Source organism: Rhizobium sp. GN54, from assembly GCF_021026345.1.
Taxonomy (GTDB): domain Bacteria; phylum Pseudomonadota; class Alphaproteobacteria; order Rhizobiales; family Rhizobiaceae; genus Mycoplana.
Map to the genome: position 1 here is coordinate 169,956 of NZ_JAJNCZ010000007.1, position 15,262 is coordinate 185,217.

At 65.1% G+C, this 15,262-nt stretch carries 12 protein-coding genes; 7 read left to right on the top strand and 5 right to left on the bottom strand.

Annotated elements, in window-relative coordinates:
* Positions 1-95: 95 nt before the first annotated feature.
* A complete protein-coding gene (gene polA, locus LQK81_RS18775) occupies positions 96-3,083 on the bottom strand; it encodes a DNA polymerase I (protein WP_230807898.1) in 2,988 nt (995 codons plus the stop codon).
* A gap of 399 nt (positions 3,084-3,482) precedes the next feature.
* Between polA and LQK81_RS18780 the strand changes: the two genes are divergently transcribed.
* The 4 genes from LQK81_RS18780 (at position 3,483) to LQK81_RS18795 (ending at position 7,185) form a co-directional block, all read left to right on the top strand.
* A complete protein-coding gene (locus tag LQK81_RS18780; RefSeq protein WP_230807899.1) occupies positions 3,483-3,923 on the top strand; it encodes a MarR family winged helix-turn-helix transcriptional regulator in 441 nt (146 codons plus the stop codon).
* 112 nt (positions 3,924-4,035) lie between these two features.
* A complete protein-coding gene (locus LQK81_RS18785; RefSeq protein ID WP_230807900.1) occupies positions 4,036-5,427 on the top strand; it encodes a dipeptidase in 1,392 nt (463 codons plus the stop codon).
* 246 nt (positions 5,428-5,673) lie between these two features.
* The gene (locus tag LQK81_RS18790; RefSeq protein WP_230807901.1) at positions 5,674-6,630 is read left to right on the top strand and encodes a lysylphosphatidylglycerol synthase transmembrane domain-containing protein; all 957 of its coding nucleotides are present in this window, start codon (positions 5,674-5,676) and stop codon (positions 6,628-6,630) included.
* Positions 6,631-6,711: 81 nt separating this feature from the next.
* Positions 6,712-7,185 (top strand): BA14K family protein, encoded by a 474-nt coding sequence (locus LQK81_RS18795; protein WP_230807902.1) that lies wholly within the window; start codon positions 6,712-6,714, stop codon positions 7,183-7,185.
* 58 nt (positions 7,186-7,243) lie between these two features.
* On the opposite strand, the gene LQK81_RS18800 is transcribed toward LQK81_RS18795, so the two are convergent.
* The 3 genes from LQK81_RS18800 to LQK81_RS18810 all read right to left on the bottom strand — a co-directional run bounded on the left by LQK81_RS18800 (position 7,244) and on the right by LQK81_RS18810 (position 8,319).
* Entirely contained in the window at positions 7,244-7,456 is a 213-nt protein-coding gene (locus LQK81_RS18800) for a hypothetical protein (protein ID WP_230807903.1), read from the bottom strand.
* Between the two features lie 176 nt (positions 7,457-7,632).
* Positions 7,633-7,902, bottom strand: a complete 270-nt coding sequence (locus LQK81_RS18805) for a hypothetical protein (RefSeq protein ID WP_230807904.1) — start codon at positions 7,900-7,902, stop codon at positions 7,633-7,635.
* Positions 7,903-8,049: 147 nt separating this feature from the next.
* On the bottom strand, positions 8,050-8,319 hold the full coding sequence (locus LQK81_RS18810; protein WP_230807905.1) for a hypothetical protein: 270 nt from the start codon (positions 8,317-8,319) through the stop codon (positions 8,050-8,052).
* A gap of 345 nt (positions 8,320-8,664) precedes the next feature.
* Between LQK81_RS18810 and LQK81_RS18815 the strand changes: the two genes are divergently transcribed.
* From LQK81_RS18815 to dnaJ, 3 genes are all read left to right on the top strand, one after another.
* On the top strand, positions 8,665-10,902 hold the full coding sequence (locus LQK81_RS18815; protein ID WP_230807906.1) for a transglycosylase domain-containing protein: 2,238 nt from the start codon (positions 8,665-8,667) through the stop codon (positions 10,900-10,902).
* A 302-nt stretch (positions 10,903-11,204) separates the two neighbouring features.
* Complete coding sequence (gene dnaK, locus LQK81_RS18820; protein WP_230807907.1) at positions 11,205-13,118, top strand: molecular chaperone DnaK; 1,914 nt, start codon at positions 11,205-11,207, stop codon at positions 13,116-13,118.
* Between the two features lie 246 nt (positions 13,119-13,364).
* Positions 13,365-14,498 (top strand): molecular chaperone DnaJ, encoded by a 1,134-nt coding sequence (gene dnaJ / locus LQK81_RS18825; RefSeq protein WP_230807908.1) that lies wholly within the window; start codon positions 13,365-13,367, stop codon positions 14,496-14,498.
* A gap of 49 nt (positions 14,499-14,547) precedes the next feature.
* Here the strand turns inward: dnaJ and LQK81_RS18830 are convergent, their stop codons facing one another.
* Complete coding sequence (locus LQK81_RS18830; protein ID WP_230807909.1) at positions 14,548-15,147, bottom strand: AAA family ATPase; 600 nt, start codon at positions 15,145-15,147, stop codon at positions 14,548-14,550.
* Between the last annotated feature and the right edge of the window lie 115 nt (positions 15,148-15,262).

The window sequence follows — 15,262 nt, forward strand, 5'->3', positions numbered from 1 at the left end:
GGGTTAAGGTTGCCTTTGCGGGGCCGGTATCGGCGCGAAACGTCGGCACGTGGTAAACGGTCCCGCAACGGGCGCGCGGCCGGATGCGGAACCGCTCAATGCGCCTCGTCCCAGTTGAGGGCGGCGCGCGCGTCCACCTTCAACGGCACCCTCATCGGCAGCGCCGGCATCGACGCGTCCTCCATCACCGCGACGATGACGGGAATGGCACGCTCGACCTCCGCATCCTCGACCTCGAAGACGAGCTCGTCGTGCACCTGCAGCAGCATGCGGGCCGACAGGCCGTTGTCTGTGAGCGCCGGCTCCATCTTGACCATGGCGCGGCGGATGATGTCGGCGGCCGAGCCCTGGATCGGCGCATTGATCGCCGCCCGTTCGTTGAAGGCGCGGACCGAGGGGTTGGACGAGCGGATCTCGGGGTAATGCGCGCGGCGGCCGAAGATGGTCTCGACATAGCCGTGCTCGCGGGCGAAGGCCTTGGTCTGGTCCATGTAGTCCTTGATACCGGGAAAGCGCTCGAAATAGCGCTTGATGTAGTCGCCGGCCTCGGAGCGCTCGATCGACAGCTGGTTGGCAAGGCCGAAGGCGGAGATGCCGTAGATGATGCCGAAGTTGATCGCCTTGGCGCGACGGCGGACCTCGGCGGGCATGCCGTCGACCGGCACGCCGAACATCTCGGACGCCGTCATCGCATGGATGTCGATGCCGTCGGCGAAGGCCTGCTTCAGCTGCGGGATCTCCGCCACATGCGCCAGCACGCGCAGCTCGATCTGGCTGTAGTCGGCCGAGACGAGCTTGTGACCGGGCGTGGCGATGAAGGCGGTGCGGATCTTGCGGCCTTCGGCGTTGCGAACCGGAATGTTCTGCAGGTTCGGGTCGGACGAGGACAGGCGCCCGGTCGTCGTCGCGGCCAGCGCGTAGGACGTGTGCACTCGCTTCGTCTCGGGATGGACGAAGCCCGGCAGCGCATCGGTATAGGTGGACTTCAGCTTGGTCAGTTGGCGCCAATCAACGATCTTGCGCGCCAGCGGCACGCCCTGGGCGGCGAGGTCCTCCAGCACCTGCGCCGAGGTCGACCATTGCCCCGTCTTCGTCTTGGATCCACCGGCCAGGCCCATCTTGCCGAACAGGATATCGCCCAATTGCTTCGGCGAGCCGATGGTGAAGCGCTCTCCGGCGAGTTCATAGATCTCGTCCTCGAGCACGGCCGCACCCTGCGCCAGCTCTCCCGACAGGCGCGACAGGATCTGGCGGTCGATGGTGATGCCCCGCTCCTCCATGCGCGCGAGCACCGGCACCAGCGGCCGCTCCAGGCGTTCGTAGACGGTCGTCATCTTCTCGGCGGCGAGCCGCGGCTTGAGCACGTGCCAGAGGCGCAGCGTCACGTCGGCATCTTCCGCCGCATAGGCCGTCGCCCGGTCGATGTCGACCATGTCGAAGGTCTGGGCACCCTTGCCGCTGCCGGCGACATCCTTGTAGGCGATCGGCTTGTGGCCGAGCCAGCGCTCGGAGAGCGAATCCATGCCATGCGTGCCGGCGCCGGCGTCGAGGGCATAGGACATCAGCATGGTGTCGTCGAAGCCCTGCATCGTGATGCCGTGCCGCTTCATCACCAGGTAGTCGTATTTCAGGTTCTGCGCCACCTTCAGGACCGAGGCATCCTCCAGCAGGGCCTTCAGCCGCGACAGCGCGTCGCGCATGGGGATCTGCCCCTCGACCAGTCCGCCGCCGAGCAGATCACCGATGCCGGACTTGTGCAGCAGCGGCACATAGGCCGCGCGGATCGAGACGCCGGACGGATCCCGGGCATTGTCGGCGATCGCAAGCGAGAAACCGCAGAGCTCGGCCTGCATCGCGTCGAGCGAGGTCGTCTCGGTGTCGAAGCCGACGAGACCGGTCTCGTGCGCATCGGCGATCCAGCGGTCGAGCGTGGCGAGGTCGCGGATCGTCACATAGGCGGAATGGTCGATCGGCTGGCCGGAGAAGCCGGCGGCGCGCGTCCGCGCCAGTTGCACAGGCTCGTGGCCGTCCACTGACGCGGTCGGAAGCAGCGTCTCGGCGGCCTCGGCAGCGCTCTCGCCGGGCGTGCCTACGGTCTCCGGGCCGGTCCCCTCGCCCTTGTCGAGATCGGGGCCGCGGGCATCGGCGCCCCATTCCACCGGGACGGTGGCCGGCTCGATTGCAGAGGCGTCGCAGTCGCAGGCCTCGGCGACCCGCCGCGTCAGCGTGGTGAACTCCATCGCCTTGAGGAAGGCGATCAGCCTGGGACCGTCCTGCGTCTCCAGCACCAGGTCCTCGAGCGGCACGTCGAGCGGGGTGTCCGTCTTCAGCGTCACGAGCTGGCGCGATAGCAGCGCCTGGGCGCGGTTTGCGATGATGTTCTCGCGGCGCTTCTGCTGCTTGATCTCCTCGGCCCGGGCGAGCAGCGTATCGAGATCGCCGTATTCCTCCAGAAGCTGGGCGGCGGTCTTGGGGCCGATGCCCGGGATGCCCGGGACGTTGTCGGTCGAATCCCCGGTCATCGCCTGCAGGTCGATCATCTTGTCCGGGGTCACGCCCCATTTCTCGACCACCTCGGGGACCGCGATCTGCTTGTCCTTCATGCTGTCGTACATCGACACCTTCGAGGTGACGAGCTGCATCAGGTCCTTGTCGGAGGAGACGATGGTGACGTCGGCCCCGGCCGCCTCGGCAAGCCGGGCATAGGTGGCGATCAGGTCGTCGGCCTCGAAGCCTTCCTTTTCGATGCAGGGCAGGTTGAAGGCCCGCGTCGCATGGCGGATCAGCCCGAACTGCGGGATCAGGTCCTCGGGCGGGGCCGTCCGGTTCGCCTTGTACTGATCGTAGAGCTCGTTGCGGAAGGTCTTCGAGGAATAGTCGAAGATGACGGCGAAATGGGTGGGCGTGACGCCGACGTCCGTGTTGCGCGCATCCTTCAGGAGCTTCCACAGCATGTTGCAGAAACCGGAGACGGCGTTGACCGGCAAGCCGTCCGACTTGCGGTTCAGCGGCGGGATCGCGTGAAAGGCGCGGAAGATGAAGCCCGAGCCGTCGACGAGGAAGAGATGATCACCATTTTTCATGGCGCTAGGGATAGCGTGCGCAGGTGCCCGCGTCCATCGTCCTTTGCGTTCGTGGCAACTCCGGCCAAACCGCTTTGGAGGCTCACACAAACGTTACCAATTTGTAATTTCCGGCACCGCGCATATCCCTTGAAAAGCCACATTCCGGGGCCCAAATGACACTCATCGGCACCTGATCAAGCCGTGGTCTGGCATCCCGGCCTGTCCCCCGCCGCGCCAGACCAGAGGACAAAGGCCTTATCCCCCTCTCCGGGCCTTTGTCCACAATTTGCAAGGGCCGCTTCGAACGTACCTCCCGTCCGAAGCGGCCCTTCACATGTCTGCCCCCCGATTTCCCGTACCTTCCCACGAAGACCTCAACCGATTGTCTGGAATCGAATTCCGGCCTACTGTCTGCGCATGGTGTTCGATCGGAGGGAATCGGCCGCTTACCTCGCCGGCTTGCTGGCGAAAGAGGCCACGCGCGCCTTTCAGGCCCGCGCGAAGCAGTCCGGCTTTGCGCCCGGTCAGCTGCCTGTGCTGCTGGAACTGTGGTCCTGCGACGGGCTGACGCAGCGCCAGCTCCTCGATCGCCTCGATATCGAGCAGGCCACGATGGCCAACACGCTTTCGCGCATGGAACGGGACGGACTGATCACGCGCTCGCCGCATCCGACCGACAGGCGCGCCCAGCTGGTGCATCTGAGCGAACACGGGCGGGCGCTGCGCGCCGACGCCCTTGCCGCAGCCGAGCATGCCGAAGCCGAGCTGTTCAAGGGCTTCCGGCGGTTCGAGCGGGAGCTCCTGCTGGAATACATGCGCATGATGATCGCCAATGTCGCGCGCGACACGCGGGCCTGAGGCATTCTTCTTTCCGGATGACGGGAGGCATTTCGCCACCGTTCGAACCGACAGAATTGTTTCCAAATCACGACGGCACGCTCTAAGGTCGCTCCGCAAAGAGGATTCGACAATGACCAACCTGTTACCCGTACTCGACCACGCCGCCGCCAACGTGCCTGCCGCACTCGAACGCCTGTTCGACCTTGTCCGCATCAAATCGATCTCGACCGACCCGGCCTACAAGGCCGACGTGCGGCGCGGGGCGGAATGGCTGGTCAGCGAACTGCGCACGCTCGGGTTCGACGCCACCGTGCGCGATACGTCTGGTCACCCAATGGTGGTCGCCCACCACGAAGGTGCGAGCGCCGAGGCGCCGCACGTGCTGTTCTATGGCCACTACGACGTGCAGCCGGTCGACCCGCTGGAGCTCTGGGAGAACGATCCGTTCGAGCCGGCCGTGCGCGACATCGGCGGCGGGCGACGGATCATCACCGGCCGCGGAACCTCGGACGACAAGGGCCAGCTGATGACCTTCGTCGAGGCCTGCCGCGCCTACAAGGAGACGGTCGGGGCGCTGCCGTGCAAGGTCACGATCCTGTTCGAGGGCGAGGAGGAGTCCGGCTCGCCCTCGCTGAAGCCGTTCCTCGAGGCCAACGCAGCCGAACTCAAGGCCGACTACGCGCTCGTCTGCGACACCAACATGTGGGATGGCGAGACGCCGGCGATCTCGGCCGGGCTGCGCGGGCTGGTCGGCGAGGAGGTCGTCGTCAAGGCGGCGGACCGCGACCTGCATTCGGGCTATTTCGGCGGGGCGGCCGCAAACCCGATCCATATCCTCGCCGACATCCTCGCCGGCCTGCACGACCGGGACGGGCGCGTCACGCTCGAGGGCTTCTATGAAGGCGTCGAGGAGACGCCTGCCGACATCAAGGCCACCTGGGACAAACTCGGCCAGACGGCGGAGAAGTTCCTGGGCGAGATCGGCCTGTCCGTTCCCTCGGGCGAGAAGAACCGTTCGGTGCTGGAACTGACCTGGGCGCGACCGACCGCCGAGGTCAACGGCATCGTCGGCGGCTATACCGGCGACGGCTTCAAGACGGTGATCGCCGCCGAAGCCACCGCAAAAGTCTCGTTCCGGCTCGTCGGCAAGCAGGATCCGGGCAAGATCCGTGACGCCTTCCGCACCTATGTCCGCGCGAAGGTTCCGGCCGACTGCTCGGTGGCCTTCCACGCCCATGGCGGTTCGCCCGCGATCCAGCTTCCCTATGATTCACCGCTCCTGAACAAGGCGAAGGACGCGCTCTCGCAGGAATGGCCCAAGCCGGCCGTGATGATCGGCATGGGGGGCTCGATCCCGATCGTCGGCGATTTCCAGAAGATGCTGGGCATGGAATCGCTGCTGGTGGGCTTCGGGCTTTCCGACGACCGGATCCACTCGCCGAACGAGAAATACGAGTTGCGTTCGTTCGAAAAAGGTATTCGTTCCTGGGTGCGCATCCTTGCCGCCCTGGCGGCCCGCTGACGAAATGTTGACCTTGAAGGGTGCAAGAAAGTCGCCGACTTTGGCCGTCGCATCGTTGTCGGCGCTGCCCGATAATGGTTAAGTCCGAACAGATGAAATCACAGGCGCTTGCGGGTCCGGCGGGACCCGCAGCGACAGAAGACGACCCGGAAGGGGAAGCATCGGCATGAACGACAGTCCTGCATATCACCTGCGATCCGGCCCTCCGCAAGGCAGCCGTCGCCGGTGCCGGCGGACGCGGGGCGCATGAAACTCGGCAAGCTCTTCTGGCCCATGGTCGGCGCGGTCGCGATCGTCTTCTCCGTCTGGATCCTCTACCACGACCTCAAGGGGATGTCGTTTCACGAGTTCCGCGACAGCCTGCTCGCCATCCCCCTGTCGGGCTGGCTGCTTGCCGCCCTTGCGACGATCGTGGCCTATGCAGCGCTTGCGGCCTACGACCATCTGGCGCTCGAGCACCTCGGCCACCGGATATCGCTGTGGTTCATCACGGTCGCCTCGTTCACCGCCTATGCGCTCGCCCACAACATCGGCGCATCGGTCTTCTCGGGCGCGGTGGTGCGCTATCGCGCCTATACTTCCAAGGGGCTTTCTGCCAGCGAGGTGGGGGTGCTCGTCGCCTTCTGCTCCTTCACCTTCGCGCTCGGAACGGCAGTGCTGATGGGGCTGGTGCTGATTGTCGAGCCGGAGATCATCGAGCGGGTTTCGAAGTTCCTGCCCGTGGAAGCGGCGTTTTCCACCGGCGTGCTGATCCTGGCGCTCGTCTCGCTCTACCTGATCGGCAGCCTCGTCGGGTTCCGGCCGATCCGCACCCGCTGGCTGAAACTGGAGTATCCGCGGCCGTCGGTCGCCTTCCGGCAACTGGTGATCGCGCCCGTGGAACTGCTGGCGGCGGCAGCGATCATCTACTTCGTCCTGCCGGAGGCCAACAATCCCGGCTATCTCGTCGTGCTCGGCATCTTCCTCGCCTCGTTCTCGGCAGCGCTGCTTTCGCATGCGCCGGGCGGCATCGGAGTGCTGGAACTGATCTTCATCGCCGGGCTGCCGGAGTTCGACCCCGTCGACGTGCTGGCCGCACTGGCAGTGTTCCGCATGTTCTACCTGATCATTCCGTTCGTGCTCGGCCTCGGCGCGGTGCTGGCATTCGAGCATGCGCGCTATACGCAGATGAAGCGGGAAGAGAGCAATGGAACGAAAGGGTGAGCGGTTCATCGCCCGTTCAGCCGAATTCCTGCATCCTCCCGCACGTCATTGGAAGTTTGATGGCCCCTCGGGAGTAACAAGATGAGAAAGATCGTCAGCGGCCTTTTGGCGGCCGCGCTATCGGCGGCAACGCTCGTAACCGGCCTGGTGCCGGCACAGGCGGCAGGAATGCCGCGTGCCGGCGTCACCGTCCAGACGGACGTCGAGAACGTCGACTACTATGTCCGCCGCGGCTATCGTCCGCCACCCCCGCGCTACCACAGCGGCCCGCGCTACTACCGCAGCGGCGGCTATTATCGCGGCTACCGCGGCTATCCCTACTATCGCGAGGGCTACCGCCGCTACGACGACGGCTACTGGTATCCGCTGGCCGCCTTCGGTGCGGGCGCGATCATCGGCGGCGCGATCGCCAGCCAGCCGCGCGTCGTCGACGGCGGCGTCAACCCGCGGCACTTCGAATGGTGCGCGGGGCGCTACCGCTCTTATCGCGCCTACGACAACAGCTTCCAGCCCTATAACGGGCCGCGCCAGCAGTGCCTGTCGCCCTATTACTGAAATAGCGAAGGGCGGCCCCGCAAGGCCGCCCTTTCCTTGATGACAGGCATCACCTGTTTCACTCTGCCGTCTGCTCCTGCGCGGCAGGGGCGTCGTTCTTCTTCAGGAGAACGACTTCGCCCGTAGCGGGCGCCGATTTCTCCGAAATGCTGGCCGTCGTGGTCATCTTGTCAACATCGGCCTTCGCATTGGTCTGGTGGTAGGCGCAATCGGCAAATGCCATGGGAGCTGACAGGCCGAGCGCGCATGCAAATACGAGGATGCGTTTCATAGATCGTCTCCTTGCTCGTTGCGGCGTGAGAATACTGGCGCAGGCCGCAAAGCGGAAATCACGTTTCCGCGCGCATTCCGGCAGGCGTCGCGCTCGATGGCACGAGAGGCCGCAATGGCGGCCACAGTCAGGGCCCGGACTTGCCCTGCCGGACACTGCGGGATGGACCTGGCACGTCAATCCGCGCAGGCAGCCTCGAATTCGGCGATGACGTCAGGGTCGTTGTCATCAGGGAGCACGGCATCGGCAGCCTCGGATTCACCGGCAGCCTGGCCCATGCCCTGCGAATAGGAAGAAATGAAAAACGCCCGTTGGCCCTTCCATACCTGGCGACCGTCCACCGGACGAGCGCACTCCAGCGCGGATTCGAAATCGGACTGAAGCTCTTCGACGGTCGGCTGCGTTGCGGCCGCAGCGAATACGGCGGCGAATAGGATCGGCGACATCAGCTTCATCTCCCTTGGGCTAGAGAAGCGACATCAGCAGATTCGGCGCCCGCGGTCGATATTTCACGACGGCTATCCACGCTCGTTTAACGGGCCTCCGCCGAACCATTGCCGGCTGGCAGGTTGAGCGCCGAAAGCGCCACGGCGTCAGTCCTTGCCCCCACAGGCAGACCACTGTCGGCCGCCATAATCATAGCAGAGCCCGCGACCCTTCAGCTCGTCGACAATGTCCTCCCGCCGCTGGCAAGCCAGGTCGGCCGCTTCGGCCGAGATCGTCCCGTCCGCATCTTCAAACTGTCGACAAGCCATGTCCTGCGTGTCGTAGTCGCGCATCAATTCATCGTCTGTCGCGGCAAGAGCCTCGAGCGGAAAGCCCAAGGCAGCCAGAACCAGCATCATTCTCAGCGGAGCTGCCATGGATCACCTCGACGTCGTTGGTGGCGAGCGGCAATACACTGTACGCGGTGGAGGGCCGCCGGTCGATCGCCAACAGGACGAACGACGCATCCGACACCGCAACGCGAAGACGACGGAACGATGGCGGCCACGCGCCGTGGCGCCGGCGCGGGAACCATTTGAGAACTCTAGCGAATTCGTTTCCAACTTCTTAACCACCCCTTAAATCGCCGCATTTAAAGTTCAACGGACCGGGAGCACAGCCTTGGCGGGCGCTCTGCAGAAACAATGCGTTGCCGCACGCCGGTCCGCCTCGACGGGCCGGGGATCAGGCGGCACGGACACGAAAGGCATACTTCTTCCAGGATGGCAGGCCGGCGCAAATCACAGCGGATCGAGCCCTCGTTCCAGCGCGAGGACGAATACGACGATGACGATCTGCGCATCGACGAGGAGGATCGCGTGACCCGATCTGCGACGCGCAAGTCGAAGCCGGCAAGCCGCAAGGCGGCGACGGCCTCGCGCCGGAAAGCCCCTGCCCGCAAGCATCGCCGCAGCGGCGGAGGCGGCCTCTTCGGTGCTGTCCGGTTCCTCACCTACTGGTGCGTCGTGCTGGGCATCTGGGGCGGCATGGCCATCGGCGCGCTGGTTCTCTACTACGGCGCCCAGATGCCGAGCGCGACGACCTGGAACATTCCGGCGCGGCCGCCGAACGTCAAGATCATCTCCACCGACGGCACGGTGATCGCCAATCGCGGCGGCACCGGCGGCGAGGCGTTGTCGCTGGAGCAGATGTCGCCCTACATCCCCCAGGCGGTGATCGCGATCGAGGACCGCCGCTTCTATTCCCATTTCGGCATCGATCCGCTCGGGCTCGCCCGTGCGATGGTGACGAACGTGACGACGGGGCGGATGGTGCAGGGCGGCTCGACGCTGACCCAGCAGCTCGCCAAGAACCTGTTCCTGTCGCCCGAGCGCACGCTGGAGCGCAAGGTGCAGGAAGTGCTGCTCGCCTTCTGGCTCGAGCACAAATACTCCAAGGACGAGATTCTCGCGATGTATCTCAACCGGGTGTTCTTCGGCTCCAACGCCTATGGCGTGGAGGCGGCGTCGCGGCGTTACTTCAACAAGTCCGCCCGCGACGTGAACCTCGGCGAGGCGGCGGTTCTGGCGGGCCTTCTGAAGGCGCCGTCGCGGCTTTCGCCGGCCCGCGATCCGGAAGCCGCCGAAGAACGGGCGCAGGTCGTGCTCGGCACGATGCGGGATGCCGGCTTCGTCACCGAACGCGAGATCACCACCGCCATGTCGCAGCCGCCGACGCGGGCGAAGAGCTACTGGTCCGGGGCCGAGCACTACGCGGCCGACCTGGTGATGGACCAGGTGCCGAAGCTCGTCGGCGACATCACCGAGGACCTCGTCGTCGAGACGACGGTCGACCTCGACCTGGAAAAGAAGGCGGACGAGGCAATCACCGCGATCATCGACGCCGAGGGCCCCAAGCTCAACGCCTCGCAGGCCGCTCTCGTCTCGATCGACGGCACCGGCGCCATCCGGGCGCTCGTCGGCGGGCGTGACTATGCCGAAAGCCAGTTCGACCGCGCTTCGAAGGCCAAGCGCCAGCCGGGCTCCGCTTTCAAGCCGTTCGTCTATGCCGCAGCGCTGGAGATGGGCCGCTCGCCGCAGTCCGTCCGCAACGACGCACCGGTGCGCATCGGCAAGTGGACGCCGGAGAACTACGACCAGAAATATCGCGGTGAAGTGACGCTTTCGTCCGCGCTCGCCAATTCGCTGAACACGATCGCCGCCCAGCTCGTGATGGAGGTGGGGCCGGACACCGTGATCAAGCTCGCCCACAGGCTCGGTATCGAATCCGAGATGCAGTCGAATGCCTCGATCGCGCTCGGCACTTCGGAAGTCTCGCTCGTCGAGCTCACCTCCGCCTATGCGCCCTTCATGAACGGCGGCTACAAGGCGACGCCGCACATCATCCGCCGCATCTCGACGGCCGAAGGCAAGGTGCTCTACGAGAACACCTACGACAACCCGCCGCGCGTGCTCCAGCCCGAGATCGTCGCCATGATGAACGGCATGATGACGCGCGTCATCACGGAAGGCACCGGCAAGAACGCGAAAATCCCCGGCTGGGAGGCGGCCGGAAAGAGCGGCACCACGCAATCCTTCCGCGACGCGCTCTTCGTCGGCTACACCAGCAACCTGACGACCGGCGTCTGGTTCGGCAACGACGACGGCAAGTCGATGAAGAAGGTGACGGGCGGCGGCCTTCCCGCCAAGGCCTGGAGCCGTTTCATGACCGCCGCCCACGAGGGGCTCTCGCCCTCGCCGCTGTTCGGCACGGCCGGCGGCGGGATCCCGATGGCCGGTGCGGACCCCGCGGCCCCTGCCGGGCGGGAAGACGAATCGCTGGCGGAAATGGTGGCGCGGGCCTTGGGCACGAGCAGCCGTGACGGCGGCGGCGAGGCGGTGGCGATACCGGACCGGACGGGCGGCATCGAGGGCGATCTGCCGGTCCCGCCCGCCGATGTCGGGGAGCAGCCCGCAAGGCCCCGGCGCTCCAGCCTGCTGGACGTGCTGATCGGCGGGTGACGCGCCGGCCGATCAAATGGCCGATCCTCTGTTCGATCCGCTGGTCCTGCACGCATTGGCGGCCTTGACGGACGTGCGCGGCCCCACCACATTTCAGCCGAAGGCATCGGCCTTTTCCGACTGCCAGTGCCCGTCTGGAACGCGCGCCGGAAGCAGATTGATGCCTTGCAGTCACCTAGACTGATCCTTATATAGCCGGAAACCGCGGCCCCGGTCGCGATTTCCTGCAATACCATCCCACTAGGGACTGCCAAACGAATGCCTGATTGGGTTCCGGCAGTTCGCTTCAAGGAGAGAATGACATGGCAAAAGTAATCGGTATCGACCTCGGAACGACAAATTCCTGCGTCGCCGTCATGGATGGCAAGGACGCGAAAGTGATTGAGAATGCCGAAGGCGCGCGCACGACGCCCTCCATGGTCGCCTTTACGGACGACGGAGAACGCCTCGTCGGCCAGCCGGCCAAGCGCCAGGCTGTGACGAACCCGGAAAACACCCTCTTTGCGATCAAGCGCCTCATCGGCCGCACCTTCGAGGATCCGACGACCCAGAAGGACAAGGGCATGGTGCCCTACAAGATCGTCAAGGCTTCCAACGGCGACGCCTGGGTCGAAGCGCACGGCGAGAGCTATTCGCCCTCGCAGATCTCCGCGATGATCCTTCAGAAGATGAAGGAAACCGCCGAATCCTATCTCGGCGAGAAGGTCACCCAGGCCGTCATCACCGTTCCGGCCTACTTCAACGACGCCCAGCGCCAGGCGACCAAGGACGCCGGCAAGATCGCGGGCCTCGAAGTGCTGCGCATCATCAACGAGCCGACGGCTGCCGCTCTCGCCTATGGCCTCGACAAGAAGGACGGCAAGACGATCGCGGTCTACGACCTCGGCGGCGGCACCTTCGATATCTCGGTCCTGGAGATCGGCGACGGCGTCTTCGAGGTGAAGTCCACCAACGGCGACACCTTCCTCGGCGGTGAAGACTTCGACATGCGTCTCGTCGAATACCTCTCGGCCGAGTTCAAGAAGGACCAGGGCATCGACCTGAAGAACGACAAGCTGGCCCTGCAGCGCCTGAAGGAAGCTGCGGAAAAGGCGAAGATCGAGCTCTCCTCCTCGCAGCAGACCGAAATCAACCTGCCCTTCATCACGGCCGACGCTTCCGGTCCGAAGCACCTGACGATGAAACTTTCGCGCGCCAAGTTCGAAAGCCTCGTCGACGACCTGATCCAGCGCACCGTCGCCCCCTGCAAGGCAGCGCTGAAGGATGCCGGCGTCTCGGCTGCCGAGATCGACGAAGTCGTTCTCGTCGGCGGCATGAGCCGCATGCCGAAGGTCCAGGAAGTCGTCAAGCAGCTGTTCGGCAAGGAGCCGCACAAGGGCGTGAACCCGGATGAAGTGGTCGCCATGGGCGCTGCCATCCAGGCCGGCGTCCTGCAGGGCGACGTCAAGGACGTGCTGCTGCTCGACGTGACCCCGCTGTCTCTCGGCATCGAGACGCTCGGCGGCGTCTTCACCCGCCTGATCGAGCGCAACACGACGATCCCGACGAAGAAGAGCCAGACGTTCTCGACCGCCGAGGACAACCAGTCGGCCGTGACGATCCGCGTCTCGCAGGGCGAGCGCGAAATGGCTGCCGACAACAAGCTGCTCGGCCAGTTCGACCTCGTCGGCATTCCGTCGGCACCGCGCGGCGTGCCGCAGATCGAAGTCACCTTCGACATCGACGCCAACGGCATCGTGCAGGTCTCGGCCAAGGACAAGGGCACCGGCAAGGAGCACCAGATCCGCATCCAGGCTTCCGGCGGCCTCTCCGACGCCGACATCGAGAAGATGGTCAAGGACGCCGAGGCCAATGCCGAGACGGACAAGCAGCGCCGCGAGGCCGTCGAGGCGAAGAACCAGGCCGAAAGCCTGATCCATTCGTCCGAGAAGTCGCTCACCGAATATGGCGACAAGGTCTCCGCCGAGGACCGCAAGGCCATCGAGGATGCGATCGCCGCGCTGAAGACGGCCGTCGAGGCTTCCGAGCCTGACGCCGAGGACATCAAGGCGAAGACCAACACGCTGATGGAAGTCTCCATGAAGCTCGGTCAGGCGATCTACGAGGCCCAGCAGGCCGAGGCCGGCGCTTCTTCCGCTGACGCCGGCGACAACGTCGTCGACGCCGACTACGAGGAAGTCAAGGACGACGACGACCGGAAGCGTTCGGCTTCCTGATCATGACGACCGCTGGCCGCGCGAAACACGCGGCCAGCCTGTCTTTTTCCAGCAGGGGCGGAAGAAACCAAGGGGCGAGTTCCATGATGCATCCCGTTCGAGGCGGCGACGATGTCATGGTTTCCTCTGTTCCCGCAACGCCGCCGCCTTGCTTTTTCGCCGTGAAGCCGGATACATCGATCTGCGGCTGGCATTTCCACCTTCAACGAACAAAGACACCGTTCACGAGACGGGCGCGGCAGTGATATGGCTAAGACTGACTTCTACGAGACGCTGGGTGTTTCCAGAACCGCTGACGAGAAGGAGCTGAAGAGCGCCTTTCGCAAGATGGCGATGAAATACCACCCCGACAAGAATCCCGGGGATGCGACGGCCGAGGTCCGGTTCAAGGAAGTCAACGAAGCCTACGAGATCCTGAAGGACCCGCAGAAGCGGGCCGCCTACGACCGCTACGGCCATGCGGCCTTCGAGCATGGCGGCATGGGCGGCGGCGGCATGGGCGGCGCAGGCTTCGGTGCCGGCGGCTTCTCCGACATCTTCGAGGACATCTTCGGCGAGATGATGGGCGGCGGCCGCCAGCGGCGCTCGTCGGGCGGACGCGAACGCGGCGCGGACCTGCGCTACAACATGGAGATCTCGCTGGAAGAGGCCTTCACCGGCAAGACGGCGCAGATCCGTGTCCCCACCTCGATCACCTGCGACGTCTGCACCGGAACCGGCGCCAAGCCGGGCACCAAGCCGCAGACCTGCTCCACCTGCCAGGGTGCGGGACGCGTGCGCGCCGCACAGGGCTTCTTCTCGATCGAACGCACCTGTCCGACGTGCCAGGGCCGCGGAACGACCATTCCCGACCCCTGCACCAAGTGCCACGGCCATGGCCGCGTCACCGAGGAGCGTTCGCTCTCGGTCAACATTCCGCAAGGGATCGAAGACGGCACCCGGATCCGTCTTGCCGGCGAAGGCGAGGCAGGCGTGCGCGGCGGGCCGGCCGGCGACCTCTACATCTTCCTGTCGGTCAAACCGCACGAGATCTTCCAGCGCGACGGCGCGGACCTGCACTGCAGCGTGCCGATCTCCATGACGACGGCTGCGCTGGGCGGCACCTTCGACGTCTCCACGCTCGACGGCACGAAATCACGCGTGACGGTGCCGGAGGGCACGCAGAACGGCCGGCAGTTCCGCCTGAAGGGCAAGGGCATGCCGGTGCTTCGCTCCAGCCAGGTCGGCGACCTTTATATCCAGATCATGATCGAGACGCCGCAGAAGCTGACCAAGCGGCAGCGCGAACTGCTCAGGGAGTTCGAGGAGATCTCCTCGAAGGACAACAACCCGGAATCGACCGGCTTCTTCGCGCGGATGAAGGAATTCTTCGAGGGCTGACGCTCTCCTCTCAGAACCTGCCTCCAATGCCCGGCACTGCCGGGCATTTTCATGTCTGCGACGGCCCGAGCGGCGTTGCGAGGTGCGCAAGCACGAAACCGACACGCTGCCCGACCGAAGCCTTCGGCAGTTCCACCGGCCGGTAGCCCAGCCGGGCGAAGGTTTCCAACGAAGCCTCGTATTGCGCGACGGCCTCGTCGTAGGAATGCCTGCGCTCGTCGTCGCCGGCAAAGATTTCCGGCCAGGGCGGCGTGAGGAAGACGGTCGTATTGTACCGCAGCAGCCGCGCCGCCCTCTCCAGGTGGTCGGGAACGTCGCGGCCGAGATAATCGAAGAACGCTACCGCATCGACGATGCCGCGGTCGAAGAAGACCGGGCCGGCGCTTTCTGCAGCCGCCTGCATCTGCTGGATGGCGCAGAAGACGCACAGTTCGGCGAAGAGGGCCTGATCTCGCCAGGGCAGCCCCGGGCCGTCGATCAGCATCTGCTCCCTGACGACCTGACGCCCCGGCTCCTCAAAGGCAGGAAACCCCCGCTCCCTCAATGCCGCAAGCAGAGTGGACTTACCGCCGCCCGAACAGCCGGAGAGGAGGACGAAATTGCCGGCGGGATCCGCCGGCTGGTGGAACTGATCGGTCTCGTCGGACATGACATTCTCCATGCTTGAGCAACTCCATGGCGCATCTCGCGCGATGGCAATTCGTAGCGAAGTCCGGGAAGGGTGGGAGCGTGCCCGACGGCAGCTTACATTGCTTCCCATATCC

Bases quoted from the DNA above. Each gene is read 5' to 3' on its own strand.
- LQK81_RS18810 (WP_230807905.1), bottom strand. From the start codon at position 8,319: ATGGCAGCTCCGCTGAGAATGATGCTGGTTCTGGCTGCCTTGGGCTTT.
- dnaJ (WP_230807908.1), top strand. From the start codon at position 13,365: ATGGCTAAGACTGACTTCTACGAGACGCTGGGTGTTTCCAGAACCGCT.
- LQK81_RS18830 (WP_230807909.1), bottom strand. From the start codon at position 15,147: ATGTCCGACGAGACCGATCAGTTCCACCAGCCGGCGGATCCCGCCGGC.
- LQK81_RS18815 (WP_230807906.1), top strand. From the start codon at position 8,665: ATGGCAGGCCGGCGCAAATCACAGCGGATCGAGCCCTCGTTCCAGCGC.
- dnaK (WP_230807907.1), top strand. From the start codon at position 11,205: ATGGCAAAAGTAATCGGTATCGACCTCGGAACGACAAATTCCTGCGTC.
- LQK81_RS18785 (WP_230807900.1), top strand. From the start codon at position 4,036: ATGACCAACCTGTTACCCGTACTCGACCACGCCGCCGCCAACGTGCCT.
- LQK81_RS18780 (WP_230807899.1), top strand. From the start codon at position 3,483: ATGGTGTTCGATCGGAGGGAATCGGCCGCTTACCTCGCCGGCTTGCTG.
- LQK81_RS18795 (WP_230807902.1), top strand. From the start codon at position 6,712: ATGAGAAAGATCGTCAGCGGCCTTTTGGCGGCCGCGCTATCGGCGGCA.
- LQK81_RS18800 (WP_230807903.1), bottom strand. From the start codon at position 7,456: ATGAAACGCATCCTCGTATTTGCATGCGCGCTCGGCCTGTCAGCTCCC.
- LQK81_RS18805 (WP_230807904.1), bottom strand. From the start codon at position 7,902: ATGTCGCCGATCCTATTCGCCGCCGTATTCGCTGCGGCCGCAACGCAG.
- polA (WP_230807898.1), bottom strand. From the start codon at position 3,083: ATGAAAAATGGTGATCATCTCTTCCTCGTCGACGGCTCGGGCTTCATC.
- LQK81_RS18790 (WP_230807901.1), top strand. From the start codon at position 5,674: ATGAAACTCGGCAAGCTCTTCTGGCCCATGGTCGGCGCGGTCGCGATC.